The organism is Actinomadura coerulea (genome assembly GCF_014208105.1).
GTDB lineage: Bacteria > Actinomycetota > Actinomycetes > Streptosporangiales > Streptosporangiaceae > Spirillospora > Spirillospora coerulea.
In genome coordinates, this window is sequence record NZ_JACHMQ010000001.1 from 2,936,972 (window position 1) to 2,963,477 (window position 26,506).

Genomic DNA, 26,506 nt, shown 5'->3' on the forward strand with positions numbered 1-26,506 from the left:
CACGCCCCCTGCGTGCGGGCTGAGCTGTCTGGCGCGTCCTTGGGACTCACGTGGCTGGGCTTAGCGATCTCCCCCTCCCCTGGCCGTGGTTGAGCGGCCCGGGGAACTGACGGCCGTGGTCAGGAGTCGAGGACGGCGGCGACGGCTTCGATCTCCACGAGCTGGTCGTGGTAGCCGAGGACGGTGACGCCCATCAGCGTGCTCGGGACGTCGTGATCGCCGAACGCGTCCCGGACCACTTTCCAGGCCGCCCCCAGGTCCTCCTGCCGAGAGGACGCGACTAGTACGCGGGTACTGATGACGTCGTCGAGTGACGCCCCGGCGTCCGCCAGAGCGGTCCGCATGTTCTCCAGGGCCTTGGCCGCCTGCCCGGCGTAGTCGCCGATCGCGGCGGTGGAGCCGTCCTCGTCCAGCGGGCACGAACCGGCGAGGAAGATGAGGCGGGCATCCGCCGGGGCGGTCGCCGCGTAGGCGTACTCGGCGACGGAGGACAGCGACGCAGAGCGGATCAGCGTGACGGCACGCGGCATGGGCGTTCCTCCGGGGTGGACGGTCCCCCACCTTTCCAGAGGTCGCCGCGATGGTCGACGTATTTTCTCGGGCGCCTCAGCGTCGTAGTTGCGGGGTGAACGCCGCCGCGCGGGCGTAGAGCTTGTACAGCTTGAACTCTCCGGCGAAGGAGAGGCCGCAGGCGTTGTCGAGGACGCTGGTCGCCTTCCGGTTGCTGAGGGTCGTGCCGCGCGCCCCGGGGTGGTCGATCTGGCCGCCCATGAACACCTGCATCCTGGTCAGCATGTGATCGCGCTGATCGGTGTCCATCCCCTGCCAGGAGCGGCACGTCACCGCCGCGAGCAGCGCGTCGTCGAGCTCTCCCGCCGCGCCGTGGTCGTGGCCGCCGGCGGGCGCCGCCTTCCCGGCGGCCGGGGACTTGAACCAGGGGCACGGGCCGCCGGGCTTCAGGTCGGACATGCAGACGAACAGCTCGGCCTCGTTCTCCAGGTTGCCGAGACCGATGCTCAGCCAGGGGACCTTGCCGTTCAGGCAGTCGGGCAGGTTCTTCGGGGAGCCGGTCGCGTCGCCGTTGGAGTACCAGCAGTTGCCCACGTTGCCCGGGAAGGCGTCCCACCAGAAGTCGACGCCGTTGCCGGACATCGTGTTGCCGTGGAACGAGTTGCGGTGCGACGTGGACAGCTTCAGCGGGTCGCAGCCGGTGATGGGGCCGTTCCCGGGCCCGCAGACGAAGGCGTCGGGAACGGCGAACAGCATGGCGCCGCGCCTGTCGTTGTCACGGAACCGGTTGTCGCGGACGACGTTGTCGTCGCCGCCCGCGATCCACATGCCGGTCCCGACGGGGACCGGCACGGTCGGCACCACGTCGCTGCCGGGCAGGTAGGGGTTGAAGTTGTTGGAGTAGAAGTCGTTCTTCTCGATCAGGTCGCCCTGCTGCGGGAAGCCGGGATGCCCCGCCGCGGTGAACACGTCGGTCGTGAAGCCGAGCGCGTTGCCGTAGAAGTTGTTGTGGTGCAGCCAGGTGCCGCTGCCGTCCGTCCCGGAGTAGCCGCTGGTGTTGTGGTGGGAGTCGCAGTAGCGGATCTCCTGGCTGTAGCGCGCCGTGGGATAGACCTTCGGGTCGCGGCCGGCCGACGTCTTGGCACCCGACCCGGGGTAGAGCCCGGAGTCGCCGTTGCCCGCCGCCTCGCAGTTCTGCATCACGCCGTGGTCCTCGACGAAGGTGAGCACGCCGTACTCGCCCGCGTAGAAGGTCTTGAAGCGGTCGAGCAGGTACCCGTTGCTCTCCAGCACGTAGATGTCGTGCTCCTCGGCGTGCCGGACGGTCACGTTCCGCAGGACGAAGCCGTCGGCCCGGTCGGCGCGGATGCCCACGTCCTTCACCGAGCGGCGCGGGCCGCCGTTGCCGGACGAGGGGTCGCCCGCCTCCACCACCACGTCGTCCGCGCTGACGCCGGACCCCTCGAGCTGGAGGTTGCAGCGCACGCACGCGCCCCGGTTGGGGATGCCGTGCCGGTCGACCAGCGGCGGGTCCGGGTCCTTGCCGGAACCGGGCGAGCGGCCCAGGACGGCGATCAGGTTGGCGTCGTTCTGGCACTTGAACTCGCCGAGGTAGGAGTAGGCCCCCGTGCTCAGCTTGTACGGGTCGCACGCCTTGTCGTGGGTGGGCTTCGCGCGCGAGGTGGGCTCGGTGTAGATGCCCGGCAGGACCACGACCCTGTCGTTGTTGCCCGAGTCGGTCACCGCGGGCTGGATCTCGCCGTACCGGCACCGCGAGGCCAGCGCCCGGTTGATCCGCGTGAGCTCCCGCGCCTCCGCGGCGCTGAACCGCCGGTGGTCGTGCGGCCGGATGTCGTAGCCCGACTTCCGCGCCCGCCGGATCGAGGCCTCCAGCCGCTTGAGCGAGTCGGGGCGGCACACCACGCGGGTCGTGGAGCCCCTGGTCGCCGTGAGCGACGAGGCCAGGCTCCTGGCCTTGGGCACCGCGCCGCCCGCGCACGGGCTGACCGAGCAGTCCGGGCCGGGCAGCGGCCAGTAGGAGGGACGTTCGATGTGCGCGTCCGCGCTCACCATCAGCCCGAGGACCAGCCCGGACGCGGTGGCGACGACCAGCCAGAGCCTGCCGAGAAACCGTCTGCCCATCAGTCGACCCTCGTCCCGGAAGCCTCCGCCGAGCGCCCGCTCGGCCTGCGGCCCCACGAATCACGAAATTTGAGCGAAATTCATGTTCAATCTAGCGGCGATACGGGACCCTTCAAGGTCCACAACCGGTCACCGCTTCCCCCGCGCCGGCGCGAGTACGATGGCGCCGCATTGCCCAGGGGTTCCGCCGGCGCGAAGTATTGGGGGAAGGTCTCTTTGTGAACGGCTGGGCCCTCGCGCTCGTTCTGGTCGCCGCCGTGGTGCACGCGTTCTGGAACTTCTCCGCGAAGCGGGTCGGTGACGGAGGGGCGCCCTTCGTCTTCCTCTACTACACCGTTTCGGCCGTTGTGTTCGCTCCGGCGGCGGCCGTCTTCCTGGTGCTGGACGCTCAGCGTCCGCAATGGACATGGCTGCTCGCGGCACTGGTGACAGCGGTCCTGCACGTGGCGTACGGAATCGTGCTCCAGCGCGGGTACGCCGTCGGCGACCTGTCGGTGGTCTATCCCCTGGCCAGGGGTACCGGGCCGCTGCTGTCGGTTCTGGTGGCGGTGCTCTTCCTCGGAGAGGACCCCGGCCCGCCGGGCCTGGCCGGCGCCCTCCTGGTGATCGTCGGCGTCCTGGTCGTCAGCGGCGGCGCACCGGCGGAGGACGGCGCCTCCCCGGCGCGGCGGCGCGCGGGCGTCCTCTACGGGGTGCTCACCGGGGCCGTGATCGCGGGCTACACGCTGTGGGACGCGCATTCGGTCACGGAACTGGCGGTCCCGCCGCTGGTCTACTTCGGCTCCGGCGCGCTCGCCCAGAGCCTGCTCCTCGCGCCGTACGCGCTGCGCGACAGGGCGCGGGTCGCCCGGCTGTGGCGCGGCCACCGGCGCGAGGTGCTCATCATCGGCCTGCTGTCGCCGGTGGCGTACCTGCTCGTGCTCTTCGCGCTCCGGATCGCGCCGGTCAGCCTGGTCGCTCCCGCCCGCGAGCTGAGCATCGTGCTCGGCGGACTGGCCGCGTGGCGGGTGCTGGGCGAGGCGAACGCCGTCCGCCGCCTGGCGGGCTCGGTCGTGGTGCTGGCCGGGATCGCCGCCATCGCGATGGCCTGACTCCCCCGGCCGCGGTCAGAGGGCGATGGCGACCTTGCCCCGGGCGTGGCCGCGCTCGACGTAGCGGAGGGCGTCGGGGAGTTCGGCGAACGGGTAGGTCCGGTCGATGACGGGCGTGACCCGCTCCTGCTCCATCAGGCCGGCCAGGAACCGCAGGTCCGCGGCGTTGGGCTTCCAGCCGACGTGGCCGATGCGCTGGCTGACGAAGGGGGAGGCCAGAGCGCCGCGGACGATCTGCCCGGCGGGGCCGAGCAGCCCGCCGCGCGGCGAGGCGATCCCGCCCACGATCACCAGCGTGCCGCGGGGCGTCAGGCAGCGCCGCAGTTCGGCGAGCGGCCGGTCGCCCACGATGTCCATGAGCAGGTCGTACCGTCCCTTCCGCTGCGTGAAGTCCTCGCGGGTGTAGTCCACGACATGGTCCGCGCCCAGGGAGCGGACCAGTTCGAGGTTGCGGGTGCCGCACACGCCGGTGACCTCGGCTCCGAACACCTTGGCGAGCTGGACGGCGAACGTCCCGATGCCGCCGGAGGCTCCGTTGACGAGGACCCGCTGCCCGGCGCAGACCCTCCCCGTGTCCCGCAGCCCCTGCAGCGCGGTGTGCGCGGCCATCGACACCGACGCCGCCTGCTCGAAGGTGAGGCGGGCCGGCTTGACGGCCAGCCGGTCCCGCGGGACGGCGGCGGCCTCGGCGAACGAGCCGAGGCGGACCTCCCCGAAGACCTCGTCGCCGGGACGCAGCCCCGTCACCGCGCCGCCCGTCCGCTCCACGACGCCGGCGAGGTCGGCGCCGAGGACGAGGCCCGGCCTCGGCCGGCGCAGGCCGCAGCTGAGCCGCACCAGCTTGGGATCGGCCCGCAGGTGGCGCCAGTCGTAGGGGTTGACGGCCGCCGCACGCACCCGGACGAGCACCTCGTCAGGGCCGATGCCGGGTTCGTCGACGTCCTTGAGGGCCAGCACGTCGGGCGGGCCGTAGCTGTCCCAGGTCCAGGCCTTCATGGCGGCCCCGGGGTGAGAGAGGGCGGAGGAGGCGTCCAGCGTACGCCGTAAGGTTCTCATACGTCGTAAGGTAGTCGTACGCCGTAAGGCGGTCAAGGGGGTCGCCGGACCGGGCCTTGGGGGGGTCCGGTGCGCTCGCGGAAGGCCGGAGGGTCACCTACCGGCGGCGCGGCGCCTCTCCAGCCCTTCGAGGATCAGGTCGAGGGCGAACTCGAACTCGAACTGGTCGTCGCAGAAACCCAGGGTGCCGTCCGGATCGTCGTGGACGGCGTCCGCCAGCATCCCGGCGAGGTTGGGGAACAGGCCGGCCATCTGCTCCATCAGGGCGGGGTCGCCGGCGGCCGGGGTCTCGCCGGGCTGGAACAGCTCCTGGGCGAACCCGAGGGCGCGGCTGCCCAGGACGTGCAGGGCGCGGTGGGCCAGGTCGAACGAGAGGCCGCCCGCGCGGAGCAGGCCGACGACCTGGTCGTAGTACGCGATGACGGCCGGGTTCACGGTGCTGCGGGCGCCGAGCAGGCCCGGGGCCCAGCGGTGGCGGAGAAGAACGGCCCGGGCCGCCAGGACCCGCGCGCGCAGCGCCCCGCGCCAGTCCCGCTCGGGGGGCGGGGCCTCGGCCTCCTCCACCGCCTTCATGATCTCGTCGAGGACCACCTCGACCACGCCGTCGAGGACGGCCTCCTTGCCCGCGACGTGGTGGTAAAGCGACATCGCCTCGACCCCGACCTCCTGCGCGAGCCGGCGCATGGTCAGCGCTTCGAGGCCGTCGCGGTCGGCGAGGCGCACGGCCGCCCGCAGCACCCGCCCGCGGCTCAGCGGGACGCGGGCCCGCTCGTCCGCCTCGTCCGCGTCGGTCCGTGAACTCATGGATCTTCCTCCCGGCGCACCCTGTCCGTACACGGTAAGTCTGGCGCGAACTCTCTAGAGCGCCGGGTCCGGGCGGTCCGGGCGGTAGGGGGCGAGTTCGGGGGACGGTCTCCCGGCGATCTCCTCAGCGACCAGGGCGGCGAGGTGGGGGGCGAGTGTGATCCCGCTGTGGGTGACGGCGGTGTACAGGCCGGGGCGCTGGAAGCCGATGAGCGGGTAGCCGTCCACCGGCAGCGGGCGGACGCATCGCCGCACCTCGGCGACCTCCGCGGTCAGGGCGGGGACGAGCGCCCGCGCGCGGGCGAGCAGCTCGCGGCCGGCCTCCTGGATGAGCGCCGGGGAGGCCGACTCGTCGATTCCGGCGTCCAGATCGTCGGCTTCCAGGACCAGTCCCCCGTTCTCCGCGGGCCGGGCGGACAGGCCGGGGGCGTGGACGAGGCCGTTCAGGGCGCCCTGTGCCGGCGAGGTGGTGGCGACGAGGCACGGTGCGGCCGAGCCGGGTTCGGACGGGTCGACCACCGGGAGTCCGACCCCGGCGGTGGCCAGGAGTGCGGGGCTGTGCCGGCCCGCCGCGCAGACCGTCAGGTCGGCGTCCAGGTCGCGGCCGTCGTCGAGCCGCACGCCGGTCACGCGGTCGCCGCCGGTGTTGAGGCGCACCGCGCGGCGGCCCGTCACCAGCTCGGCGCCGGAGTCGCGGGCGCGCAGGGCCAGCGCCCGCGCGGCGGGGCCTCCGTGCAGGTGGGCCTCGCCCGGGTAGTGCGCGATGAGCGCGTCCGGTGGGGCGGCGGCGTGCGGTTCCAGCCGGCGGAAGCGGTCGGAAGTGATCAGGTCGGCGGCGTAGCCGAGGCCGGACAGGCGGGCGACCCGGCCGGCCAGCCGCTCCCTGGCGCCGTCGTCGGCGGCCCAGGTGACGTTGCCCGACGGCCGGTACCAGGCCGGGTCGCCGAAGCCGGCCGCCAGGTCGCGCCAGGCCGACATCGCCGCCGTCCGGAACCGGTGGTAGGCCGGGTCCGCGGGGTCGTTGGCGTTGATCCAGGCGTAGCTCGTGCCGGACGTCCCGGCACCGGGCGCCTCCGCCTCCACCACGGTGACGCGGACGGGGGCGCCGGACGCCGGGCGGGTGAGCCGGTCCGCCAGCGCGGCCCCGATGATCCCTGCTCCCACGACCAGTACGCGCACGCTCCCAGGATGGCAGCCGCCCCGCCCCGGCCGTTCTGCGGTGGGCGGAATCCCTGGGGTCCGGCGGCGAGGCCGATCTACGATGTGCGCATGGCCGAGACCGCGCGACAGCTCACGCCTGCCGATGACATGCCCGCCGACGACATGCCCGCCGACGAGGCGTCCCGCGAGCCGGCGGCGGCGCGCCCGGCCGAGCCCTTGTGGCGCGACGCGCTCGGCCGGTCCCTGCGGCGGCTGCGCCTCGAACGCGGCGAGATACTGGTGGAGACCGCCCGCCGCGCCGGGGTCTCGCCGCAGTACCTCTCGGAGATGGAGCGCGGCGTCAAGGAGCCGTCGAGCGAGATGATCGCCGCCGTCGCCGGCGCCCTGGACGTGACGCTCGGCGACCTGACCCTCGCGATCGCGACGACCCTGCTGGCCGTGCCGGCCGGCGCGGCTCCGGCCGGCCCGACCTGCCGGGCGGCGTACGCCCTGGCCGCGTAGGCGGCCCGCTACGCGGGCATCGGCTGCCGCTCCTCGATCACGTGGTCGATGAGGCCGTAGTCCAGCGCCGTGTTCGCGGTGAAGACGCGGTCGCGGTCGGTGTCGGCGCGCAGGGTCGCGACGTCCTGCCCGGTGTGCCGGGACAGGATGCTCTCGATGTCGGCGCGCACCCGGACGACCTCGTCCGCCTGGAGGATGAGGTCCGGGATCGCTCCGCGGCCCTGCCCCATCGGCTGGTGCAGGACGACGCGGGTGTGGGGCAGCGCCGCGCGTTTGCCGGGAGTGCCCGCGGCGAGCAGGACGGCGCCGACGGCGACCGCCTGCCCCACGCACGTCGTCGCGACCTGCGGGCGGATGTAGCGCAGCGTGTCGTACACGGCGAGCATCGCGCTCGGGTCTCCCCCCTCGCAGTTGATGTACAGCTGGATGTCGCGCTCGGGGCTGTCGGACTCCAGGTACAGCAGCTGCGCGACGAGGGCGTTCGCGACGCCCGCGTCGATGGCGGTGCCGAGGTAGATGATCCGCTCCGTCAGCAGGTGCGAGTAGACGTCCATGACGCGCTCGCCGCGGGGGTGCTGCGCGATGACGTTCGGGATCGTGTAGGTGCTCATCGTGCGGTTCCTCCGGACGGGGCGCCGAGCCCCACGGGCCGGCGGCGGGCGGGCATGACCTCGTCGAACGTGCTGACGATCGCGTCGACGAAGCCGTAGTCGAGCGCTTCGCGCGCCGTGTACCAGCGGTCGTGCAGCGAGTCCTCGAAGACCTGCTCGATGGGCTGGCCGGTGTCCTCGGCGATGAGCCCGAGCACCGTGTCGCGGGTGTGGCGCAGGTCGTTCGCCTGCAGTTCGATGTCGACGGCGGCGCCCGCGATCCCGGCGGAGCCCTGGTGCATCAGCACGCGGGCGTGCGGCATGGCGCGGCGCTTGCCGGGCGTGCCGGACGACAGCAGGAACTGGCCGGCGCTGTAGGCGATGCCGAGCACCAGCGTGGACACGTCGCACGGGATCAGCCGCATGACGTCGCGGATCGCCAGCATCGACGGCACCGACCCGCCGGGCGAATGGATCCACAGCGCGATGTCGGTCGAGGCGTCCTCCCTCGCCAGGATCATCAGCTGGGTCGCCAGCAGCGTGCCGTTGTCGTCGTCCAGCGGGCCGTCGAGGACGAGGACGCGCTGCTGGTAGAGCTCGCGCCGCACTCGTTCGTTGAACAACGGGATTGTCTGTTCCTCGCTCATGCCCTTCACTCTGCGCCCGCCCGCGCACCGCTCACAGCCTGTGCTGCTGTGGGCGGATCCGCCCAGAGCAGCGCGGCCCGCCGAGGTCCGCGCGCTCGCGCGGCGTCTTTGCTCGGCGGAGGGCTTGTTGCCTGGTCAGAGCGGGTATCAGCAGTCTTCGGGACATGAGGCCGGGACGGACGCCGGGGGGAAGCCGTGCACGAGGAGACCAGTGGCATGGACGCCGAGACGGACGTCGAGCGGCGCGTCCAGCGCGTCGGCACCGGCGCGAGCGACCGGCCGGGGATGCTCGAGACCGAGGCCGGGCCCGGCGGGGGCGAGGCCGGGACCGACGTGCGCGAGCGCGTCCGGCACCTCGGGACGGGCGGGCACGGCGCCGTCGGCGACCGCGCGCCGGAGTCGGCGGGCGAGCGGGCGCACGCCGATGTCGAGCGGCGCGTCCGGGGCGTGGGGACGGGCGCGAGCCAGGCCGCCGGGACCCTCGGGTCGGATCCGGCGCCCGACACCGGCGGCGCGCGCAGGGACGTCGAACGGCGCGTCCGCCACCTCGGGACGGGCGCGAGCGGCACCGCCGGCGACGCGACGCGGAGCGAGCGGTGAGGGTCAGGAGGGGGCGGACGCGGTGAGCGGCGAGCGCGCGGCCGGCGTGGCCGAGGTCGCCGCGGTGAAGGAGGCGTAGCGGGCGGCGGTGTGGGGCGGGGGCTCGGCCGCCTGGTCGCCGGCCGGGTCCTCGGGCGGGCGTGCCTGGTCGCGGGGGGGCTGGTCTGAAAGTGGCATGTCTCGTCTCCCGAGGCGACCGGAGCAATCGGTCCGCTCGCTACCGCGCCGGCCTCGATCTAAACATTCCCCTGGTCCCGGGGGTGCTCGATCGCGCGAACCCGCGGACGCGGAACCGGCTCACCCCGTGGTGCTCTGCGTGGCGCGGTAGTGGGACGGGGAGACGCCGTACAGGCCGCGGAACGCCTGGCGCAGCGCCTCCTCGCTGCCGAAGCCGCAGCGGGCCGCGATCGTCTCCACGGTCAGCGCCGTGCCGGTCAGCAGGTGCGCCGCCGCCTCGCCGCGCGCCCGGCGCACGAACCGGCCCGGGGTCATGCCGAGCTCGGCCAGGAACAGCCGCGCCAGGTGGCGCTGGCTGACGCCCGCGCGGGCCGCCAGCGCCGCCGTCGACAGGTCCGCGGCCGGGTTCCCGGCGATGTGCGCGGCGGCGTCCCGGACCAGCGAGTTGCGCGCCGAGGGCGCGGTGAACATGCTCATCTGCGCCTGGTTGCCGGGCCGCTGCAGGTACGTCACCAGCTGCCGCGACACGCCCCGGGCCAGGTCCGGGCTCACGTCGGCCTCGATGAACGACAGGGTGAGGTCCAGAGCGGCGGTCACGCCGGCGGACGTGCAGACCTTCCCGTCGGACACGAAGATGGGCCCGCTGTCGAAGTCGACGGCCGGGAACCGCCGCGCCAGGAAGCCGGCGTGCTCCCAGTGGGTCGACGCCCGCCGGCCGTCCAGGAGACCGGCCGCGGCGAGGACCCCGGCGCCGGTGCACACCGACGCCACGCGGCGGGACTCCAGGCCGAGCCTGCGCACGTGCGCGACCAGCCGCTCGTCCTCCATCGCGTCGACGAAGCCGATACCGCCCGACACCACCAGCGTGTCGAGCGGCCCGGCGGTGCGCTCCAGCGACCGCTGCGCCTGCAGCGTCAGGCCCGTCCCGGTGTGGATCGGCCTGCCGCCGGGCGAGGCCAGCGAGACCTCGTACACGCCGCGCCCGTTCAGGAAGTTGGCCACCTGGAGCGCCGAGACGACGCAGGCGATGTCCAGCAGTTCGGCCGCCGGGTAGCCCACCACGAGGACGCGACGCATTTCGTGCATACCGTCACGGTAGTGCGCGGTACGGCGCCTATCACCTATGTCCGATAGACCGTCACCCCAAGATTTCGGACCTGTCCGCGTCCGGGGCTGGCGGACGGGTCCCGGCGCGCCGAGAGTGATGCCATGGCTACCACGTCCCGCACTCTGGACCCCGATCCCCAGGCCCCCGCGCGGCCGCGCACCGCTTGGCGGCGGCTCACCCTGCACTACGTCGAGATGGTGCTCGCCATGTTCGCCGGGATGCTCGTCTTCGGCGGCCTCCGGGCGCTCGCCGGGCTCACGGTCGCGTTCGACGCGCATCCCGGCGCCAGCTACCTGCTGATGGCCACCGACATGGCGGTCGGCATGGCCGCCTGGATGCGCCTGCGCCGCCACGGCTGGGCCTGCACGCTGGAGATGTGCGCCGCGATGTACGTGCCGGCGGCGCTGGTCCCGCTCGTGTGGGCCGGCGTCATGAGCGGGATGGCGTTCATGACGGCCGCGCACGTGCTGATGATGGTCGCGATGCTCGCCGTGCTGCTCCGGCGCCGCCGCGAGTACTGCCACTGAGCCGCCGTCATGACTTCTCACGAGACCACGGTCGTCATCCCGCTCTACGACCGCTTCACCGCCCTGGACGTCATCGGCCCGTACCAGATGCTGGCCCTCACGCCCGGCATCCGGGTGGTGCTCGCCGCCGAGCGGGCAGGCCCGGTGCTCGACGACTGCCGCACCCTCCGGCTGACCGCCGTGGGCCTCGACGAGGCGCCGCGCCCGGACGTGGTGGTCGTCCCCGGCGGGCCCGGGACCGTGCACGTGCTGGAGGGTGCGCTCCCGGCCTGGCTGCGCGACGTCCATCCCTCCACCCGCTGGACGACCTCGGTGTGCTCCGGGTCCCTCGTCCTCGGCGCCGCGGGCCTGATCGACGGGCTGCGCGCGACCACCCACTACCGGCACCTGGACAAGCTCCCCCTGTTCGGCGCCGTCCCGGCCCGGGAGCGCGTGGTGGTCGAGCGGGAGGCCCGCATCGTGACCGCCGCCGGCGTCTCCAGCGGGATCGACATGGCGCTGCGGCTGGTGGAGTTCCTCACCGACACGCGCACCGCCCAGGCCGTCCAGCTCTGGACGGAGTACGACCCGGCGCCTCCGTTCGACGCCGGCTCCCCGTCCCGCGCCCCCGAGGACGTCGTGGAACTGGCCGCCGGGTTCGAGGCGGCGGCGCTGGAGGCGGCCATGCGCCCCTGAGGGCCGCCACCGCCGCGCGTCCCGGCCGCTCCGCCCGCCGCCGCGCCCCTACAATTCCGTGGGTGACCGCCTACAGCGAGCTCGACCCGTTCGGGGACCTGGACGCCTCCGCGCTGCCCCAGCGCCAGCAGCGGATCCTGGCCATGATCCGCGACTGGGCGGTCAGGTACGGGTACGCGCCGAGCACCCGCCAGATCGGCGACGCCGTCGGCCTGCGGTCGCCGTCGTCGGTGTCGCGCCACCTGGCGAGCCTGGAGGACAAGGGCTTCCTGCGGCGCGGCGACGCGGTGGCCCGTCCGATCGACGTGCGTGCGTTCCTGCGGGAGGGCCCCGCACGGGAGTCCGCCGGCGGCCAGGTGCCCGTGCCCGTGGTCGGGGACATCGCCGCGGGCACCCCCATCCTGGCCGAGGAGCACGCCGACGACACGCTGCTGCTGCCCCGCGAGCTCACCGGGCGCGGCACCGTCTTCGGCCTGCGCGTGCGCGGCGACTCGATGGTCGACGCCGCGATCTGCGACGGCGACATCGTCGTGGTCCGCCGGCAGCCCGAGGCCCATTCGGGCCAGATCGTCGCCGCCATGATCGACGGTGAGGCCACCGTGAAGGTCTACCGGCGCCGCGACGGCCACGTCCTGCTCGAACCCCGCAACCCCGCCTACGACGTCATCGACGGCGACGGGGCCGCCGTCCTCGGCGTCGTCGTGTCGGTCCTGCGCAACGTCTGACCGCGGGCGGGCGGGGTCAGCGGCGTCCGCCGAACTCCCACTGGTGGACCTCGACGGCCGCGTAGCGGTCCTCGGTGAGCACGGCGCGGGCCGCGCCCGCGTCCGGGGCGCGGAGCAGGACGGCCGTGCCGAGCCAGGCCCCGCCGTCGTCGGAGAGGAGGGGGCCGTAGGCGATCAGGTCGTCGCTCGCGGGGACGTCGAGGTCGGCGGCCTCCCCCTCGCCCAGGCCGATGACGAGGAAGCGGTCGCCGCCGGTCCGGCCGCCGGGGAAGTCCCACATGGTGCGGCCCAGGGCGTTGCGCCACCGGCGCACCATGACGTCCCGGTAGGCGCCCGCCTGGTAGTTGGGCTCGTCGAAGGCGAACGCGCGGGCGGCGGCGGGGTCGGGCAGGTCCACGATGTGGACGCTGCCCGTGGGGACGTCGCCGACGAAGGTCGGGCCCCGGGCGATCAGCTCCTTGTCGTACCGGTCCATGTAGGACCAGTGCTGCTCCCCCAGTTCCTCGCGGAGCCCGATCGAGCCGGCACGGTCACGGTGGTAGCAGAAGAACTCCATCCGGTCGTTCTACCACCGCCGGCTCAGGCGGACTCGCGCGGGGTGACGGTCATGTGGATGTCCTCGGCGGCCCAGAGGACGAAGCGCTCGATGGGCGTCACGGTCTGGCCGGGGACCGGCCGGAAGGCGAAGCGCTTGAGCAGGACGGCCAGGACGAGCTGCGCCTCGACCGTCGCGAGCGCGGCGCCCTCGCAGCCGCGCGGGCCGATCCCGAAGGGGATGTAGGCCAGGCGCGGGCGGCCCGCCGCCGCACCCGGCGCGAACCGGCCGGGGTCGAACCGGTGCGGGTCGGGCCAGTACTCGGGGTTCGTGTGCACGGCCCAGAACGGGTAGAAGACGGTCGTCCCGGCCGGGACGGTGTACTCGCCGAGCTCGATGTCCTCGGTGGCCTCCCGCGCGCCGTAGGGTCCCGGCGGGTACAGCCGCATGGTCTCCCGGAGCACCATGTCCAGGTAGGTCAGCCGCCTGAGGTCGCCGTACTCGGGGACGGACCGGTCGCCGAGCTCGCGGTCCAGCTCCTCGGCGACTCGCTCGGCGGCGTCCGGGTGCCGGGCCAGCAGGTACAGCGTCCAGGAGATGGCGACGCCGGTGGTGTGGTGGGCGGCGAGCATCGTCATCAGGACGGTGTCGCGGATGCGCGCCGGGGACTCGCCCGCCTCCGCCAGTGCGGCGATCAGGTCGCTGCGCCCGGCCGGCGCCGAGTCGCCGCGCTCGCGGTGCGCGGTCAGGACCTGGTCGACGGTGGCGCGCAGGTAGGCCAGGGCCTCCCGCGCGCGGCCGCCCGTTTCGCCCCCGGCCTGCCCCATGTACTCGGTGAGGACGGTCTCGAACGCGGACACGACCCGCGCGGCCGAGTCCGGGGACTCCAGACCGCTGCCGAGCGCGTACTGGCAGATCATGCGCAGCGACAGCTCGCTCAGGTCCCGCTGGAGCGCGACCGGGCCGTCGTGCGCCTCCCACCGGTCGGCCATCTCGGCGGCGAGCGCGGTGAAGCGGGCGAAGTGCGCCTCGTGGGAGGGGCGGCCGGCCAGCACCGACAGCATGACCCGGCGCCAGGGGCCGTGCTCGTCGGCCGGGATCGTCTGGAGGTTCCCCGACTCCTGGAGGGGCGCGAGGAACTCGAACAGCTTCTCCGGCCGCTTGTTGATCTTGGCGGTGGCCTCCAGCAGCACCGGGTCGGCCACCGACACCGCCGACCCGGCGCCGGGCAGCGGGAACCGCACCACCGGCCCGTACTCGGCGTGCAGCCTCAGCTGGTACTCGTGCAGCCCGCCGGCTTCCGCGATGGCCGCCGCCCCGTCGTCCCGCGTGGGCGGACCGGGGATCGGCGATGGGGTTCCGGCGTCGCTTCGCATTCGCGCCCTCCGCGTCGGCATCGTCGTTTCGGTTGTTTCCGAGTTGATCGCAATGCTTACATGTCCCGGGTAACTTCGCGACATTTCCCAGGCCGGAAGTCGCGACGCCGCGAACCGGGGAGAGGACGCTGGACACCGTCGATCCGCACACGCCGAACGTCCCGCGGATGTACGACTACCTTCTGGGTGGAAAGGACAACTACGCCGCGGACCGGGAGGCCGTGGAGGAGGTCGTCAAGCACGCCCCCGACACCCCCTTCATGGCCCGCCAGAACCGCGCGTTCCTGCGGCGGGCGGTGCGCTTCCTCGCCGAGTCCGGGATCAGGCAGTTCATCGACATCGGCTCGGGCCTGCCCACCCAGGGCAACGTGCACGAGATCGCCCACCAGGTCGCGCCGGACTCCCACGTCGTGTACGTCGACGTCGAGCCCGTTGTGCTGGTCCACGGGCGGGCGCTGCTGGCCGGGACGCCGGGGGTGACCGTCATCCAGGGCGACGCCCGCCGTCCGGACGAGATCCTGGGGAACCCCGAGCTGAAGAGGCTCATCGACTTCGACCGGCCCGTCGCCGTGCTGATGCTGGCCGTGCTGCACTTCATCGGCGACGGCGACGACCCGCCGGGGATCGTGGCGCGCCTGCGCGAGGCGATGGCCCCGGGCAGCCACCTCGCGGTGTCGCACGTCACCGGCGACTTCGACGCCGACAGGAGGGTCCGGCACGCGGGCGCGGTGTACGAGCGGGCCACGTACCAGATCACCCTGCGCAGCCGCGCGGAGGTCACGGGCCTGTTCGACGGTTTCGAGCTCGTGGAGCCCGGCCTCACCACCCTGTCGATGTGGCGCCCCGATCCGGGGACGGCCGTGCCGCCCAGCGCCGACCGGCAATGGTGCTATGCGGGGGTCGGCCGAAAGCGCTGACCGGCGCGTCCGCGCCATTGTCTCCGGCATTTCGGACGAGTCCGACAAAATAGATTAAAGGCCCTCGGGAATGCGCCGTTCCGCCCGCATCACAGGCCGAGACGGGCGGCGTGGCGGGACAGGAAGGCGACCACCTCGCCGGCCGGCCGGTCCGGCAGCCCCCACATGATCTCGGTGACGCCCGCCTCCTCCCAGGCGGCGACGTCCTCGGCCGAGGGGCGCGCCGCGGCCAGGACGCAGACCTCGGGCCGGCCCGCGCGCCCGGCGTCCGCCCAGGCCGCGCGCAGGGCGGCGACCTTGGGGAGGATGTCGCGCTCGGTCGGGGTGGTCATCCAGCCGTCGGCGTGGGCGGCGATCCACGCGAGGGTCTTCGGGCCGCCGCCCGCGCCGATCAGCAGCGGGACGTGGGCCTGCACGGGCTTCGGCCACGCCCAGGACGGCCCGAACGAGACGAACTCCCCCGCGTAGGAGGCCTGCTCCTGCGTCCACAGCGCCCGCATCGCCTCCACGTACTCGCGCAGCACCGTCCGGCGCCGGTCGGCGGGCACGTTGTGGTCGGCGAGCTCGTCGGTGTTCCACCCGAAGCCCGCGCCGACCGTGACCCGGCCGCCCGACAGGTGGTCGAGCGAGGCGACGGTCTTGGCGAGCGTGATCGGGTCCGACTCCACCGGCAGCGCGACGGCCGTCGCGAGCCGGATGGTCGAGGTGACGGTGACCGCGGACGCCAGCGCGACCCAGGGGTCGAGCGTGCGCGTGTAGCGGTCGTCGGGCAGCGTCTCGTCGCCCGTCCCCGGGTGCGCGGCGTGGCGCCGGACCGGGATGTGCGTGTGCTCGGGGACGTAGAAGGTGTGGAACCCGTTCTCCTCTGCGGCCTGCGCGGCGGCGGCGGGCGTGATGCCCCGGTCACTGGTGAAGAGCACGATGCCGTGTCGCATGCGGCCGATACTAGAACGCGTTCTATCGTCGTGCCGAGGGCGGGCTACGGCCGGCGGCCGCGCAGGGCGCGCGGGAGGGCGGTGGCCGCCCGCCCCAGCCGGAAGCTGACCGAGCCGCGGACGGCCTCGAGCTCGCCGCGCGCGCGGGCCAGCCTGTCCTCCGCGCGGGCGAGGCGCTTGTCCGCCCGCGCGAGCCGCTCCTTGAGCCGGCCCACCTCGTTCGGCGGACGCGTCGCCCCCCTGCCCTTGACGCGGACGAGCCGGCGCCCCGCGACCTGCTGGACCTCGTGCCAGGCGTCGTCCCGCGCCGCCAGCCAGTCCAGGAGGTCGTCCTGGACGGCGTCGGCGTCGCCCCAGGTGCCGTAGAGCTTCTGCGTGGTGACGCAGATCGGGCGCAGGCCGTCGGTGGCCACCGACTCCCACACCGCGGCGGAGACCCCGGGGGTGTGCTCGGACCGGTAGTCGTCGCACACGATGAGGCCGCCGGCGGGGAGCAGCACGTGGGCGGCCTGGATGTCGGCGTGCACGTGCTCGTACAGGTGGGACGCGTCCACGTGCACGAACCGGCAGGTCTCCGGCTGGACGTGGTCCAGGATCAGCGAGGTCGGGCCCTGGACGATCTCCGGGAGCCGGTCGTGGAAGGCGCGGTAGTTCGACTCGAACGCCCGGCGGGTGAGGCTGGAGTAGGACCCCCGCATCTCCGCCTGGTTGGAGTCGTCCGGGGCGTCGCTGTCGAACAGGTCGCACACGGTGAAGGTCTCACCCTCCCGCAGGTGGCGGCCCATCAGGATGGCGCTCTTGCCGAGGTAGGAGCCGAGCTCCACCAGGTCGCCGCGCTCACCGAGCCTCTCCTGGCGTTCCAGGAACCAGGTGAAGAGCAGCTGGTCGATCTTCGGGAACCAGCCCCTGACCTCGTCGAGGGAGGAGGGCGGGCCGGTCTCTTGGGTCATCATGCGGGGAGCTCCTACGTCGTCGTTCTCGACAGCGGGGGGACGCGAGACGAAAATCGCCATGATAGGTGAGTCGCTCTTCATGGCAACAAGCCGGATTTCGGCCCCTTGCTGGCCATGTATCCGGTTTCACGGGCGGTGCGGGGGCGGGGGCTCGCTGTTGACAGGGCGATCGAGGGGCCCGTAGCGTTCGGCTGATTCACGGTTGCCCGAGGGAAATCCGGTGAGATGCCGGTGCGGACGCGCCACTGTATCCGGGACGACGATCCCGGGAGCCAGGTCGCTCGGGTGATCGCGACCTCATTGTCCGGGACGCGCAAGATCCCCTACGGAGGCTCCGTGAGCACGCTGTCGGCTCGCCACATCCCCCTTTCCCACCTCGTTCCCTGGCTGCTCGCGGTGCCCGCGCTGCTGCTGCTCGGCTACCTCGTCCTGATGGACAACGGCGCCGTGTCGCAGACCGGCGGCTACCTCCACGAGCTGATGCACGACGGGCGGCACCTGCTCGGCGTGCCCTGCCACTAGACCGCCGCATGGTACGCACCCTGCTGGTCAGGGGCCTTCTTCTGGGCCTGCTGGCCGGTCTCGTCGCGGGCGTCTTCGCCTTCGCGGTCGGCGAACCCCGCATCGACGACGCCATCGCTCTGGAGAAGGCCGCCGCCGTGCACGAGCACGGCGCGGCCGCCGAGCCCGGGTCCGCAACGCACGGGCACGAAACCGGAACACCCGAACAGAGGGCCGGAACACACGGGAAGGAGTCCGGAACACACGAGCACGGCGACGAGGTGGGTCGCGGCACGCAGAAGGCCGGGCTCTTCCTCGCCACGGGGCTGTACGGCCTCGCGGTGGGCGGCGTGTTCTCGCTCGCCTTCGCGGGGCTGCGGGGACGCGTCGGACCGCGGTCGGACGCCGCGCTGGCGCTCGCCACAGCCGGGACGGCCTTCGCCGCCGTCATCGTCGTGCCGTTCCTGAAGTATCCGGCGAACCCGCCCGCGGTGGGCGACCCGGAGACGATCAACACCCGGACGCTGCTGTACCTGGCGATGATCGGGGTCGGGCTGCTGTCCACCGCCATCGCGGTGACCACGGTGCGCGGCGTGCGCGGCGGGCCGTGGGCGCGGTGGCCGGCGGCCGTCCTGGCGTTCGTCGTCCCGGTGGCGGTGGCGTCGCTGCTGCTGCCGGCCGTGGACGAGGTGCCGGACGGGTTCCCCGCCACGCTGCTGTGGCAGTTCCGGATCACCTCGCTCGGGACGCAGCTGGTGTTCTGGGCGTCCTTCGGGACCCTGTTCGGGTGGTTCTGCGACCGGGCCGCCCGCGCCCCAGCGCCGGCGTGAGCGGGCCGCCCTGACCGGCGTGCTGTTCGTCCGGCACGCGACGTCGGCGGGGATGCGGCAGGCCCGCTTCCCCGCCGACCCCGCCGCCGACCCGTCGGGCCTGGCGAGGGCGAGGGCCCTGGCCGGTGCACTGCCGGACGGGGCGGCGTGGACGTCGCCCGCCCGCGCCGCCCGGGAGACCTGCGCCGCGCTCGGCCTCGACGCCCGCCCGGTCGCGGCGCTCGCCGAGGCCGACCACGGCTCCTGGGCGGGCCTCCGCCTCGCGGAGGCCGATCCGGACGCGCTGGCCGCCTGGCTGACCGACCCCGACGCCGCGCCCCACGGCGGCGAGAGCCGGTCCGCGCTCGCGGCGCGGGTCGCGGCGTGGCTCGGCGGCCGCCCGTCCGGCATCGCCGTCTGCGACGCGGGCGTGATCCGGGCGGCGCTCGCCCACGCGCTCGGCGCCGGCGTCCTCGCGGCCGACCGGATCGACCTCGCGCCGCTGTCCACCACGAGGCTCGCCGCCGCCGGGAGCGGCTGGCGGGTCGCCCATGTCAACCGGAAGGTCCAGGTGTGAACACCGCCTATCCGTTCAGCGCCGTCGTCGGGCTGGACGATCTGAAGCTGGCGCTGCTGCTCAACGCCGTCTCGCCGCGCGTCGGGGGCGTGCTGGTGCGCGGCGAGAAGGGAACCGCCAAGTCGACGATCGTGCGGGCCCTGGCCGCGCAGCTCCCCGCCGTGGACGCGGTGCCGGGCTGCCGGTTCGCCTGCGACCCGGCGGCGCCCGACCCGTCCTGCCCGGACGGGCCGCACGAGCCGGGCGGCCCGTCCGAGCGGCGGCCGTCCGCGCTGGTGGAGCTGCCGGTGGGCGCCTCCGAGGACCGGCTCGCCGGGTCGCTGGACGTCGAGCGGGCCCTCACCGAGGGCGTCAAGGCGTTCGAGCCGGGGCTGCTCGCGGCGGCGCATCGCGGCGTCCTGTACGTGGACGAGGTGAACCTGCTGCACGACCATCTGGTCGACCTCCTGCTGGACGCCGCCGCGCTCGGCACCTGCTACGTGGAGCGCGAGTCGGTGTCGGTGCGGCACGCGGCCCGGTTCCTGCTGGTCGGGACGATGAACCCCGAGGAGGGCGAGCTGCGTCCCCAGCTCCTCGACCGCTTCGGGCTGACGGTCGAGGTGCGGGCGTCGCGGGACCCGAGGGAACGGGCCGAGGTCGTGCGGCGGCGGCTGGCGTTCGAGGCGGACCCCGCCGCGTTCGCCGCGCGCTGGGAGGACGCCGAGGCGGAGCTGGCGGAGCGCATCTCGGCCGCGCGGGAGAGGCTCGCCGGGGTCCGGCTGCCGGACGAGCGGCTGGAGCAGATCGCGGCCGTGTGCGCGGGCTTCGAGGTCGACGGTCTGCGCGCCGACCTGGTCACGGCCAACGCGGCGCTCGCCCACGCCGCCTGGCACGGACGCGGCGAGGTGGCCGGCGAGGACGTGCGCGCGGCGGCCCGCCTGTCGCTGCCGCACCGCCGCCGCCGGGACCCGTTCGACGCCCCCGGACTGGACGAGTCGCTGCTCGACGAGCTGCTCGACAGCACCTCCCCCGATGCTCCTCCCCCGGACGGCGGCGGGGGCGGCGGCGAGCCCCCGTCCCCGCCGCAGGACGGAGGGCGGCGGGGCCCTGCCGCGTCACAGGACGCGAGCCCCGAGCGGAACGCGGACTCACCGCACGACGCGGGACCGTCGCGGAACACGGGCCCCGAACAGAACGCGGGCTCCTCCCCGGACGCGGGTCCGTCGCAGAACGCGGGCCCAGAGCAGGACGCGGGCCCGGCGCAGGACGAGCGGCCCGGCGGCGGGGGCGGCGAGCGGGTCGCGGCGGCCGCCGCGCCGCACGCCGTGCCGCTGCTGGAGGTGCCGGGCGTCGGCGAGGGCGCCGCGGGACGGCGGTCGCGGTCGCGGACGGCGCGGGGCCGGGTCACCGGGGCGCGGCGCCCGGCCGCGAGGGTCCGCGACCCGCACGTGGTGGCGACGCTGCTGGCCGCCGCGCCGCAGCAGCGGGCGCGCGGCCGGTCCGGCGCCGGCCTCGTGCTGCGCCCGGACGACCTGCGGGAGGCGGTCCGCGAGGGCCGCGAGGGGAACCTCGTGCTGTTCGTCGTGGACGCCAGCGGCTCGATGGCCGCGCGGCGCCGCATGACGACGGTGAAGACGGCCGTCCTCAGCCTGCTGCTGGACGCCTACCAGCGCCGCGACAAGGTCGGCCTGGTCACCTTCCGGGGGCGGACCGCCGAGCTGGCGCTGCCGCCGACGTCGTCGGTCGAGGCGGGCGCGGCGCGGCTGCGGGCCCTGCCGACCGGGGGCCGCACGCCGCTGGCCGCCGGGCTCGCGCGCGCCGCCGAGGTGCTGCGCGCCGAACGGCTGCGCGATCCGGCGCGGCGGCCGCTGCTCGTGGTCGTCACCGACGGGCGGGCGACCGCGGAAGGCGACGTGGACCGGGCCGCCCGGCTGCTGGCCGGCGCCGCCGGGATCGTCGTGGACTGCGAGGACGGCCCGGTCCGGCTCGGCCTCGCGGGACGGCTCGCGGCCCGGCTCGGGGCGCGGCTCGTCCCGCTCGGCGACCTCGACGGGATCGTCCGCGCCCACCGCGGGCGCGGCGGAAAGGCGGCTTGAGATGCCCCAGGGAAAGCCCGTGTCCGTCCCCGAGGACGGCCTCACCACCCGGCAGCGCCGCAACCGGCCCCTGCTGATCGTCCACACCGGCCCCGGGAAGGGGAAGTCGACGGCGGCGTTCGGGATGGCGCTGCGGGCCTGGAACCAGGGCTGGCCGGTCGGGGTGTTCCAGTTCGTGAAGTCGGCCAAGTGGCGGATCGGCGAGGAGCGGGCGCTGCGCGTGCTCGGGGAGAGCGGCGAGGGCGGCCCGGTCGCCTGGCACAAGATGGGCGAGGGCTGGTCGTGGATCCAGCGCCCCGGCAGCGAGGAGGACCACGCGGCCGACGCCCGCGAGGGCTGGGCGCAGATCAAGCGGGACCTGGCCGCCGAGACGTACCGTTTCTATGTGCTCGACGAGTTCACCTACCCCCTCAAGTGGGGCTGGCTCGACCTGGACGACGTGGTCGAGACCCTCACCGCGCGCCCGGGTACCCAGCACGTCGTCGTCACCGGGCGGGACGCGCCCGGCCGGCTGGTCGAGGCCGCCGACCTGGTGACGGAGATGGGCAAGGTCCGGCATCCGATGGACGCCGGGCAGAAGGGCCAGCGGGGCATCGAGTGGTGATCCCCCGGCTGGTCGTCGCCGCGCCGGCGTCCGGCAGCGGCAAGACGACCGTGGCGACCGGGCTGATCGCGGCGCTGCGGGCGCGCGGCCTCGCCGTGTCGCCGCACAAGGTCGGCCCCGACTACATCGACCCCGGCTACCACGCGCTCGCGGCGGGACGGCCCGGCCGCAACCTCGACCCGTGGCTCACGGGTGAGGAACGGGTGGCGCCGCTGTTCCTGCACGGCGCCGCCGGCTGCGACGTCGCGGTGGTCGAGGGCGTGATGGGCCTGTTCGACGGGCGTGGCGACACCGGGTTCGCCTCCACGGCGCACGTCGCGCGACTGCTCGCGGCGCCGGTGGTGCTGGTCGTGGACGCCGCGCGGCAGAGCCGGTCGGTGGCGGCGCTCGTGCACGGCTTCGCGACGTTCGAGCCGGGCGTGCGGATCGGCGGCGTCGTCCTCAACCGGGTCGGGTCGGAGCGGCACGAGGAGCTGTGCCGCGGCGCGCTGGAGTCGACGGGCGTGCCGGTGCTCGGCGCGATCCGGCGGGACGACGCCGTCGTGGCCCCGTCCCGCCACCTCGGGCTGATCCCGGCGGCCGAGCGGGGCTCGGAGGCCGTCGGCGCGGTGGAGCGGCTCGGCGCGCTGGTGGAGCGCTCCTGCGACCTGGACGCCCTGCTCCGCCTGGCGGCCGCCGCTCCCCCGCTGCCGGGGCCCGCGTGGGACCCGTCCGAGCAGGTCGCGCCGGTCGAGGGCCGGCCGGTCGTCGCGGTGGCGGGCGGGGCGGCGTTCACCTTCTCCTACGCCGAGCACGTGGAGCTGCTGCGCGCGGCGGGCGCCGAGGTGGCCGTGTTCGACCCGCTGCGGGACGAGGCCCTGCCGGACGGGGCGGGCGCGCTCGTCATCGGGGGCGGCTTCCCGGAGGTGCACGCCGCCGAGCTGGCAGCCAACGCGCCGATGCTCGCCGAGGTCGCGGCGTTCCCCGGTCCGATCGCCGCCGAATGCGCCGGGCTCCTCTACCTGTGCGAGGAACTCGACGGGCGGGCGATGTGCGGGCGGGTGCCGGGCCGCGCGCGGATGACCTCCCGGCTGACGCTCGGCTACCGGGAGGCGGTCGCGGTGGCGGAATCGCCGCTGACCCGTCCGGGCGAGCGGTTCCACGGCCACGAGTTCCACCGGACCGCGCTGGATACCGATGCCGGACCGCTGTTCCGGTGGCGGGACGGCCGCGACGGGTACGGCGACGACCGGATCACCGCCTCCTACCTGCACCTGCACTGGGCGGGGTCCCCGCAGGCGGCTCAGCGGCTGGTGTCGTCCTCCAGGTCGCCCTCCGTCTTGAGGTAGACCTCCTGGAGCCCCTGGAGGACCGCCGGGTCGGGGTGCTCCCACATGCCGCGCTCGGCCGCCTCCAGCAGCCGCTCGGCGATGCCGTGCAGCGCCCACGGGTTCGACTCCGCCATGAACGCGCGGTTCTCCTCGTCCAGGACGTAGGCGGCGGTGAGCCTGTCGTACATCCAGTCGGCCATGACGCCGGTGGTGGCGTCGTAGCCGAACAGGTAGTCCACGGTCGCGGCCAGCTCGAACGCGCCCTTGTAGCCGTGCCGGCGCATGGCGGCGAGCCACTGCGGGTTCACCACGCGGGCCCGGAAGATCCGCGCGGTCTCCTCCGAGAGGGTCCGGGTGCGCACGGCGTCCGGGCGGGTGCTGTCGCCGACGTAGGCCTCCGGGGCCCGGCCGGTCAGCGCGCGGACGGTGGCGATCATGCCGCCGTGGTACTGGAAGTAGTCGTCGGAGTCGGCGATGTCGTGCTCGCGGGTGTCGACGTTCTTGGCGGCGACGGCGATCCGCCGGTAGGCGCTCTCCATGTCGGCGCGGGCGGGCACCCCATCGAGGTCGCGGCCGTAGGCGTGGCCGCCCCACACCGCGTACACCTCGGCGAGGTCGGCGTCGTCGCGCCAGTTGCGGCTGTCGATGAGCGGCAGCAGCCCGGCCCCGTACGCGCCCGGCGCGGACCCGAACACGCGCATCGTGGCGCGCCGCTCGTCGCCGTGCCGCTCCCGGTCGGCCCGCACGTGGGCGCGGACGTGGTTGTCGGCGTCCGGCTCGTCCAGCCCGGCGACGAGCCGGACGGCGTCGTCCAGCATGGCGACGACGTGCGGGAACGCGTCCCGGAAGAAGCCGCTGATGCGGACGGTCACGTCGATGCGCGGACGGCCGAGATCGGCGAGCGGGACCGGCTCCAGCGCCGTGACGCGGCGGGACGCCTCGTCCCAGGCCGGGCGGACGCCGAGCAGCGCGAGGACCTCGGCCACGTCGTCGCCCGCGGTGCGCATCGCGCTCGTCCCCCACACCGACAGCCCCACCGAGCGCGGCCATTCCCCGTGGTCGGCGCGGTAGCGCTCCAGGAGCGAGTCGGCCATCGCCTGCCCGGTCTCCCAGGCGAGGCGGCTCGGGACGGCGCGCGGGTCGACCGAGTAGAAGTTGCGGCCGGTCGGCAGGACGTTGACGAGGCCGCGCAGCGGCGACCCGCTCGGGCCCGCCGGGACGTAGCCGCCGTCCAGGGCGTGCAGGACGTGGTCGAGCTCGTCGGTCGTCCGGGCCAGCCGCGGGACGATCTCCGCGGCGGCGAACTCCAGGATCCGCGTCACGGCTTCGCGGTTCCCCGCCGGAACGTCCCGGGCGGCCTCCCGCGCCGCGTCCACGGCCCAGCCGGCGTCCTCCATGGCCTGGACGAGGGCGCGGGCGGCGGCCTCGGCGGCGTCCACGTCGGCGAGCGACTCGCCGCCGGCCTCGCTGAGGCCGAGCGCCTCCCGCAGGCCGGGCAGCGTCTCGCGCCCCGACCACATCTGGCGGGCGCGGAGCATGGCCAGCACCAGGTCGACGCGGGCCGGACCGGTGGGCGCCTGGCCGAGGACGTGCAGGCCGTCGCGGATCTGCGCGTCCTTCACCTCGCACAGCCAGCCGTCGACGTGCAGGAGGAAGTCGTCGAACTCGGTGTCGTGCGGGCGGTCGTCCAGGCCGAGGTCGTGGTCGAGCTTGGCGGCCTGGATGAGCGTCCAGATCTGGGCGCGGATCGCGGGCAGCTTCGCCGGGTCCATCGCGGCGATCGTCGCGTGCTCGTCCAGGAGCTGTTCGAGGCGGGCGATGTCGCCGTAGGTCTCGGCGCGGGCCATCGGCGGGACCATGTGGTCGACGAGGACGGCGTGCGCGCGGCGCTTGGCCTGCGTGCCCTCGCCGGGGTCGTTGACGAGGAACGGGTAGACCAGCGGGACGTCGCCGAGCGCCGCGTCGGTGCCGCACGACGCCGACATCCCCGCCGCCTTGCCGGGCAGCCACTCCAGGTTTCCGTGCTTGCCGACGTGGACGATCGCGTGCGCGCCGAACTCGTCCGACAGCCACCGGTAGGCGGCCAGGTAGTGGTGGCTGGGCGGCAGGTCGGGGTCGTGGTAGATCGCGATGGGGTTCTGCCCGAAGCCGCGCGGCGGCTGCACCATGACGACGAGGTTCCCGGCGCGCAGGGCCGCGAGGACGATGTCGCCGTCCTGGACGAACAGCTCCCCCGGCGGCGGGCCCCAGTGCCGCTCCATCCCCTCGCGCAGGTCGGCGGGCAGGGTGCGGTACCAGCGCTCGTAGGACGCGGCGGAGATGCGGACGGGGTTGCCCGCGAGCTGCTCCTCGGTGAGCCAGTCCTCGTCCTGTCCGCCCGCCGCGATGAGCGCGTGGACGAGGGCGTCGCCGTCCTGCTCGTCGACGCCGGGGAAGCCCTCCCCGAGGTCGTACCCGGCGCCGCGGAGCCGGGCGAGCAGCCGGACGGTGCTCGCCGGGGTGTCGAGGCCGACGGCGTTCCCGACGCGGGCGTGCTTGGTCGGGTACGCCGACAGCATCACGACGAGGCGGCGGGCGGCGGCCGGGGTGTGCCGCAGGCGGCCGTGCCGGACGGCGATCCCGGCGACCCGGGCCGCCCGCTCGGGGTCGGCGGCGTAGACGGTGAGCCCGTCCTCGTCGACCTCCTTGAACGAGAACGGGACGGTGATGATCCGCCCGTCGAACTCGGGGATCGCGACCTGCGACGCCGCGTCCAGCGGGGACAGCCCGTCGTCGCAGCCCTCCCAGTCGGACCGGCTCGTGGTCAGGCAGAGGCCCTGGAGGATCGGGACGTCCAGCGCGGCGAGCGCGCCCACGTCCCACGCCTCGTCGTCGCCGCCCGCCCCGGCCGTCGCGGGCCGCGACCCGCCCGCCGCGAGCACGGTCACCACCAGCGCGTCGGCCTGGCGGAGCGTGTCCAGCAGGTCGGGCTCGGCGGTGCGCAGCGACGAGCAGAACACCGGCATGGCGCGCCCGCCGGCGTCCTCCACGGCCGCGCAGAGCGCCTCCACGAACGCGGTGTTGCCCGCCATGTGGTGGGCGCGGTAGTAGAGCACGCCGACCACGGGCCCGCCGCCGTCGCGGGCGGCGCGGTCGAGCCGCCCCCAGGCCGGCGCCGCGGCCGGCGGCGCGAAGCCGCGCCCGGTCAGCAGCACGGTGTCGGACAGGAACGCGTGCAGCTCGGCGAGGTTGGCGGGCCCGCCGTGCGCGAGGTAGGCGTGCGCCTCGGCGCACACGCCCCCGCTGACCGTGGACAGCTCCATCAGCTCGGCGTCGGGGGCCTGCTCGCCGCCGAGGACGACGACCGGCCGGGGGCCCGCGAGCAGCGCGTCGAGGCCGTCCTCCCAGGCGCGCCGGCCGCCGAGCAGCCGCACCACGACGAGGTCGGCGCCCTCGGTCAGCCCGGGCAGGTCGGCGGCGGTGAGCCGCGCCGGGTTGCCGAGCCGGTAGGCGGCGCCGGACGCGCGGGCGCTCAGCAGATCGGTGTCGGACGTCGACAGCAACAGGACCGTGCGGCTGTGCTCGGGCACGGCGCATCCTCCCCCTGGGGTCCTCGCCCCG

General features: G+C 74.5%; 27 protein-coding genes. 13 read left to right on the top strand and 14 right to left on the bottom strand.

Features of this window, described 5'->3' with window-relative positions:
- Positions 1–119: 119 nt before the first annotated feature.
- Both BKA00_RS13640 and BKA00_RS13645 read right to left on the bottom strand, forming a co-directional pair.
- Positions 120–530 carry a RidA family protein gene (locus tag BKA00_RS13640; RefSeq protein WP_185025245.1) on the bottom strand — a complete coding sequence of 137 codons (411 nt, stop codon included), beginning with the start codon at positions 528–530 and terminating at the stop codon, positions 120–122.
- 76 nt (positions 531–606) lie between these two features.
- A complete protein-coding gene (locus BKA00_RS13645) occupies positions 607–2,652 on the bottom strand; it encodes a right-handed parallel beta-helix repeat-containing protein (RefSeq protein ID WP_185025246.1) in 2,046 nt (681 codons plus the stop codon).
- 218 nt (positions 2,653–2,870) lie between these two features.
- Between BKA00_RS13645 and BKA00_RS13650 the strand changes: the two genes are divergently transcribed.
- Positions 2,871–3,743, top strand: coding sequence for a DMT family transporter (locus tag BKA00_RS13650; RefSeq protein WP_185025247.1), 873 nt, complete (start codon positions 2,871–2,873; stop codon positions 3,741–3,743).
- Between the two features lie 15 nt (positions 3,744–3,758).
- Here the strand turns inward: BKA00_RS13650 and BKA00_RS13655 are convergent, their stop codons facing one another.
- From BKA00_RS13655 to BKA00_RS13665, 3 genes are all read right to left on the bottom strand, one after another.
- A complete protein-coding gene (locus BKA00_RS13655) occupies positions 3,759–4,739 on the bottom strand; it encodes an NAD(P)-dependent alcohol dehydrogenase (RefSeq protein ID WP_185025248.1) in 981 nt (326 codons plus the stop codon).
- Positions 4,740–4,892: 153 nt separating this feature from the next.
- Entirely contained in the window at positions 4,893–5,603 is a 711-nt protein-coding gene (locus BKA00_RS13660) for a TetR/AcrR family transcriptional regulator (RefSeq protein ID WP_185025249.1), read from the bottom strand.
- A gap of 54 nt (positions 5,604–5,657) precedes the next feature.
- Positions 5,658–6,782, bottom strand: coding sequence for an NAD(P)/FAD-dependent oxidoreductase (locus BKA00_RS13665; RefSeq protein ID WP_185025250.1), 1,125 nt, complete (start codon positions 6,780–6,782; stop codon positions 5,658–5,660).
- A gap of 90 nt (positions 6,783–6,872) precedes the next feature.
- On the opposite strand from BKA00_RS13665, the gene BKA00_RS13670 reads away from it, so the two are divergent.
- On the top strand, positions 6,873–7,265 hold the full coding sequence (locus BKA00_RS13670; protein WP_230299027.1) for a helix-turn-helix domain-containing protein: 393 nt from the start codon (positions 6,873–6,875) through the stop codon (positions 7,263–7,265).
- Positions 7,266–7,273: 8 nt separating this feature from the next.
- Here BKA00_RS13670 and BKA00_RS13675 read toward each other — a convergent pair whose 3' ends face one another.
- On the bottom strand, positions 7,274–7,876 hold the full coding sequence (locus BKA00_RS13675; RefSeq protein WP_185025251.1) for a ClpP family protease: 603 nt from the start codon (positions 7,874–7,876) through the stop codon (positions 7,274–7,276).
- A complete protein-coding gene (locus BKA00_RS13680) occupies positions 7,873–8,502 on the bottom strand; it encodes a ClpP family protease (protein WP_185025252.1) in 630 nt (209 codons plus the stop codon). Before BKA00_RS13680 ends, BKA00_RS13675 begins: the two co-directional genes overlap by 4 nt.
- Positions 8,503–8,718: 216 nt before the next feature.
- Here BKA00_RS13680 and BKA00_RS13685 point away from each other — a divergent pair, with 216 nt between their 5' ends.
- Positions 8,719–9,102, top strand: a complete 384-nt coding sequence (locus BKA00_RS13685; RefSeq protein WP_185025253.1) for a hypothetical protein — start codon at positions 8,719–8,721, stop codon at positions 9,100–9,102.
- Between the two features lie 3 nt (positions 9,103–9,105).
- On the opposite strand, the gene BKA00_RS13690 is transcribed toward BKA00_RS13685, so the two are convergent.
- Complete coding sequence (locus BKA00_RS13690) at positions 9,106–9,279, bottom strand: hypothetical protein (RefSeq protein WP_185025254.1); 174 nt, start codon at positions 9,277–9,279, stop codon at positions 9,106–9,108.
- Positions 9,280–9,399: 120 nt separating this feature from the next.
- Positions 9,400–10,365, bottom strand: coding sequence for a GlxA family transcriptional regulator (locus BKA00_RS13695; RefSeq protein WP_185025255.1), 966 nt, complete (start codon positions 10,363–10,365; stop codon positions 9,400–9,402).
- 123 nt (positions 10,366–10,488) lie between these two features.
- Between BKA00_RS13695 and BKA00_RS13700 the strand changes: the two genes are divergently transcribed.
- From BKA00_RS13700 to lexA, 3 genes are all read left to right on the top strand, one after another.
- Positions 10,489–10,914: an LPXTG cell wall anchor domain-containing protein gene (locus tag BKA00_RS13700; protein WP_230299028.1), complete on the top strand. Its 426-nt coding sequence runs from the start codon at positions 10,489–10,491 to the stop codon at positions 10,912–10,914.
- A 9-nt stretch (positions 10,915–10,923) separates the two neighbouring features.
- The gene (locus BKA00_RS13705) at positions 10,924–11,589 is read left to right on the top strand and encodes a DJ-1/PfpI family protein (protein WP_185025256.1); all 666 of its coding nucleotides are present in this window, start codon (positions 10,924–10,926) and stop codon (positions 11,587–11,589) included.
- Positions 11,590–11,651: 62 nt separating this feature from the next.
- Positions 11,652–12,314 (top strand): transcriptional repressor LexA, encoded by a 663-nt coding sequence (lexA, locus tag BKA00_RS13710; protein WP_185025257.1) that lies wholly within the window; start codon positions 11,652–11,654, stop codon positions 12,312–12,314.
- Positions 12,315–12,330: 16 nt separating this feature from the next.
- On the opposite strand, the gene BKA00_RS13715 is transcribed toward lexA, so the two are convergent.
- Both BKA00_RS13715 and BKA00_RS13720 read right to left on the bottom strand, forming a co-directional pair.
- Positions 12,331–12,870, bottom strand: coding sequence for a YciI family protein (locus BKA00_RS13715; protein WP_185025258.1), 540 nt, complete (start codon positions 12,868–12,870; stop codon positions 12,331–12,333).
- 23 nt (positions 12,871–12,893) lie between these two features.
- Positions 12,894–14,225, bottom strand: a complete 1,332-nt coding sequence (locus tag BKA00_RS13720) for a cytochrome P450 (protein ID WP_185025259.1) — start codon at positions 14,223–14,225, stop codon at positions 12,894–12,896.
- A 128-nt stretch (positions 14,226–14,353) separates the two neighbouring features.
- Between BKA00_RS13720 and BKA00_RS13725 the strand changes: the two genes are divergently transcribed.
- Positions 14,354–15,142, top strand: a complete 789-nt coding sequence (locus tag BKA00_RS13725) for an SAM-dependent methyltransferase (protein ID WP_268248237.1) — start codon at positions 14,354–14,356, stop codon at positions 15,140–15,142.
- A gap of 89 nt (positions 15,143–15,231) precedes the next feature.
- Here the strand turns inward: BKA00_RS13725 and BKA00_RS13730 are convergent, their stop codons facing one another.
- Together BKA00_RS13730 and BKA00_RS13735 are read right to left on the bottom strand one after the other, a co-directional pair.
- Positions 15,232–16,077 (bottom strand): LLM class F420-dependent oxidoreductase, encoded by an 846-nt coding sequence (locus BKA00_RS13730; protein ID WP_185025261.1) that lies wholly within the window; start codon positions 16,075–16,077, stop codon positions 15,232–15,234.
- 44 nt (positions 16,078–16,121) lie between these two features.
- The gene (locus BKA00_RS13735) at positions 16,122–17,030 is read right to left on the bottom strand and encodes a class I SAM-dependent methyltransferase (RefSeq protein WP_185025262.1); all 909 of its coding nucleotides are present in this window, start codon (positions 17,028–17,030) and stop codon (positions 16,122–16,124) included.
- 336 nt (positions 17,031–17,366) lie between these two features.
- Here BKA00_RS13735 and BKA00_RS13740 point away from each other — a divergent pair, with 336 nt between their 5' ends.
- From BKA00_RS13740 to BKA00_RS13765, 6 genes are read left to right on the top strand one after another with little or no spacing between them, the layout of a single operon-like run.
- Positions 17,367–17,552 carry a CbtB domain-containing protein gene (locus tag BKA00_RS13740; protein WP_179835852.1) on the top strand — a complete coding sequence of 62 codons (186 nt, stop codon included), beginning with the start codon at positions 17,367–17,369 and terminating at the stop codon, positions 17,550–17,552.
- A gap of 8 nt (positions 17,553–17,560) precedes the next feature.
- Entirely contained in the window at positions 17,561–18,361 is an 801-nt protein-coding gene (locus tag BKA00_RS13745) for a CbtA family protein (protein ID WP_185025263.1), read from the top strand.
- Between the two features lie 19 nt (positions 18,362–18,380).
- On the top strand, positions 18,381–18,917 hold the full coding sequence (locus tag BKA00_RS13750; RefSeq protein WP_221493146.1) for a histidine phosphatase family protein: 537 nt from the start codon (positions 18,381–18,383) through the stop codon (positions 18,915–18,917).
- Complete coding sequence (locus tag BKA00_RS13755) at positions 18,914–20,992, top strand: VWA domain-containing protein (protein WP_185025264.1); 2,079 nt, start codon at positions 18,914–18,916, stop codon at positions 20,990–20,992. Before BKA00_RS13750 ends, BKA00_RS13755 begins: the two co-directional genes overlap by 4 nt.
- Before the next feature lies 1 nt (position 20,993).
- A complete protein-coding gene (gene cobO / locus BKA00_RS13760) occupies positions 20,994–21,596 on the top strand; it encodes a cob(I)yrinic acid a,c-diamide adenosyltransferase (RefSeq protein WP_185025265.1) in 603 nt (200 codons plus the stop codon).
- Positions 21,593–22,924: a cobyrinic acid a,c-diamide synthase CobB gene (locus tag BKA00_RS13765; RefSeq protein WP_230299039.1), complete on the top strand. Its 1,332-nt coding sequence runs from the start codon at positions 21,593–21,595 to the stop codon at positions 22,922–22,924. The genes cobO and BKA00_RS13765 overlap by 4 nt, the downstream gene beginning before the upstream one ends.
- Here the strand turns inward: BKA00_RS13765 and cobN are convergent.
- Positions 22,879–26,475 (bottom strand): cobaltochelatase subunit CobN, encoded by a 3,597-nt coding sequence (gene cobN / locus BKA00_RS13770; RefSeq protein ID WP_230299029.1) that lies wholly within the window; start codon positions 26,473–26,475, stop codon positions 22,879–22,881. The genes BKA00_RS13765 and cobN overlap by 46 nt on opposite strands.
- Between the last annotated feature and the right edge of the window lie 31 nt (positions 26,476–26,506).

What these genes read in the sequence shown, in the direction of transcription:
- BKA00_RS13640 (WP_185025245.1), bottom strand. Translation starts at nt 530, where the DNA reads ATGCCGCGTGCCGTCACGCTGATCCGCTCTGCGTCGCTGTCCTCCGTC.
- BKA00_RS13645 (WP_185025246.1), bottom strand. Translation starts at nt 2,652, where the DNA reads ATGGGCAGACGGTTTCTCGGCAGGCTCTGGCTGGTCGTCGCCACCGCG.
- BKA00_RS13655 (WP_185025248.1), bottom strand. Translation starts at nt 4,739, where the DNA reads ATGAAGGCCTGGACCTGGGACAGCTACGGCCCGCCCGACGTGCTGGCC.
- BKA00_RS13660 (WP_185025249.1), bottom strand. Translation starts at nt 5,603, where the DNA reads ATGAGTTCACGGACCGACGCGGACGAGGCGGACGAGCGGGCCCGCGTC.
- BKA00_RS13670 (WP_230299027.1), top strand. Translation starts at nt 6,873, where the DNA reads ATGGCCGAGACCGCGCGACAGCTCACGCCTGCCGATGACATGCCCGCC.
- BKA00_RS13675 (WP_185025251.1), bottom strand. Translation starts at nt 7,876, where the DNA reads ATGAGCACCTACACGATCCCGAACGTCATCGCGCAGCACCCCCGCGGC.
- BKA00_RS13680 (WP_185025252.1), bottom strand. Translation starts at nt 8,502, where the DNA reads ATGAGCGAGGAACAGACAATCCCGTTGTTCAACGAACGAGTGCGGCGC.
- BKA00_RS13685 (WP_185025253.1), top strand. Translation starts at nt 8,719, where the DNA reads ATGGACGCCGAGACGGACGTCGAGCGGCGCGTCCAGCGCGTCGGCACC.
- BKA00_RS13690 (WP_185025254.1), bottom strand. Translation starts at nt 9,279, where the DNA reads ATGCCACTTTCAGACCAGCCCCCCCGCGACCAGGCACGCCCGCCCGAG.
- BKA00_RS13695 (WP_185025255.1), bottom strand. Translation starts at nt 10,365, where the DNA reads ATGCACGAAATGCGTCGCGTCCTCGTGGTGGGCTACCCGGCGGCCGAA.
- BKA00_RS13700 (WP_230299028.1), top strand. Translation starts at nt 10,489, where the DNA reads ATGGCTACCACGTCCCGCACTCTGGACCCCGATCCCCAGGCCCCCGCG.
- BKA00_RS13705 (WP_185025256.1), top strand. Translation starts at nt 10,924, where the DNA reads ATGACTTCTCACGAGACCACGGTCGTCATCCCGCTCTACGACCGCTTC.
- BKA00_RS13715 (WP_185025258.1), bottom strand. Translation starts at nt 12,870, where the DNA reads ATGGAGTTCTTCTGCTACCACCGTGACCGTGCCGGCTCGATCGGGCTC.
- BKA00_RS13720 (WP_185025259.1), bottom strand. Translation starts at nt 14,225, where the DNA reads ATGCGAAGCGACGCCGGAACCCCATCGCCGATCCCCGGTCCGCCCACG.
- BKA00_RS13730 (WP_185025261.1), bottom strand. Translation starts at nt 16,077, where the DNA reads ATGCGACACGGCATCGTGCTCTTCACCAGTGACCGGGGCATCACGCCC.
- BKA00_RS13735 (WP_185025262.1), bottom strand. Translation starts at nt 17,030, where the DNA reads ATGATGACCCAAGAGACCGGCCCGCCCTCCTCCCTCGACGAGGTCAGG.
- BKA00_RS13745 (WP_185025263.1), top strand. Translation starts at nt 17,561, where the DNA reads ATGGTACGCACCCTGCTGGTCAGGGGCCTTCTTCTGGGCCTGCTGGCC.
- cobO (WP_185025265.1), top strand. Translation starts at nt 20,994, where the DNA reads ATGCCCCAGGGAAAGCCCGTGTCCGTCCCCGAGGACGGCCTCACCACC.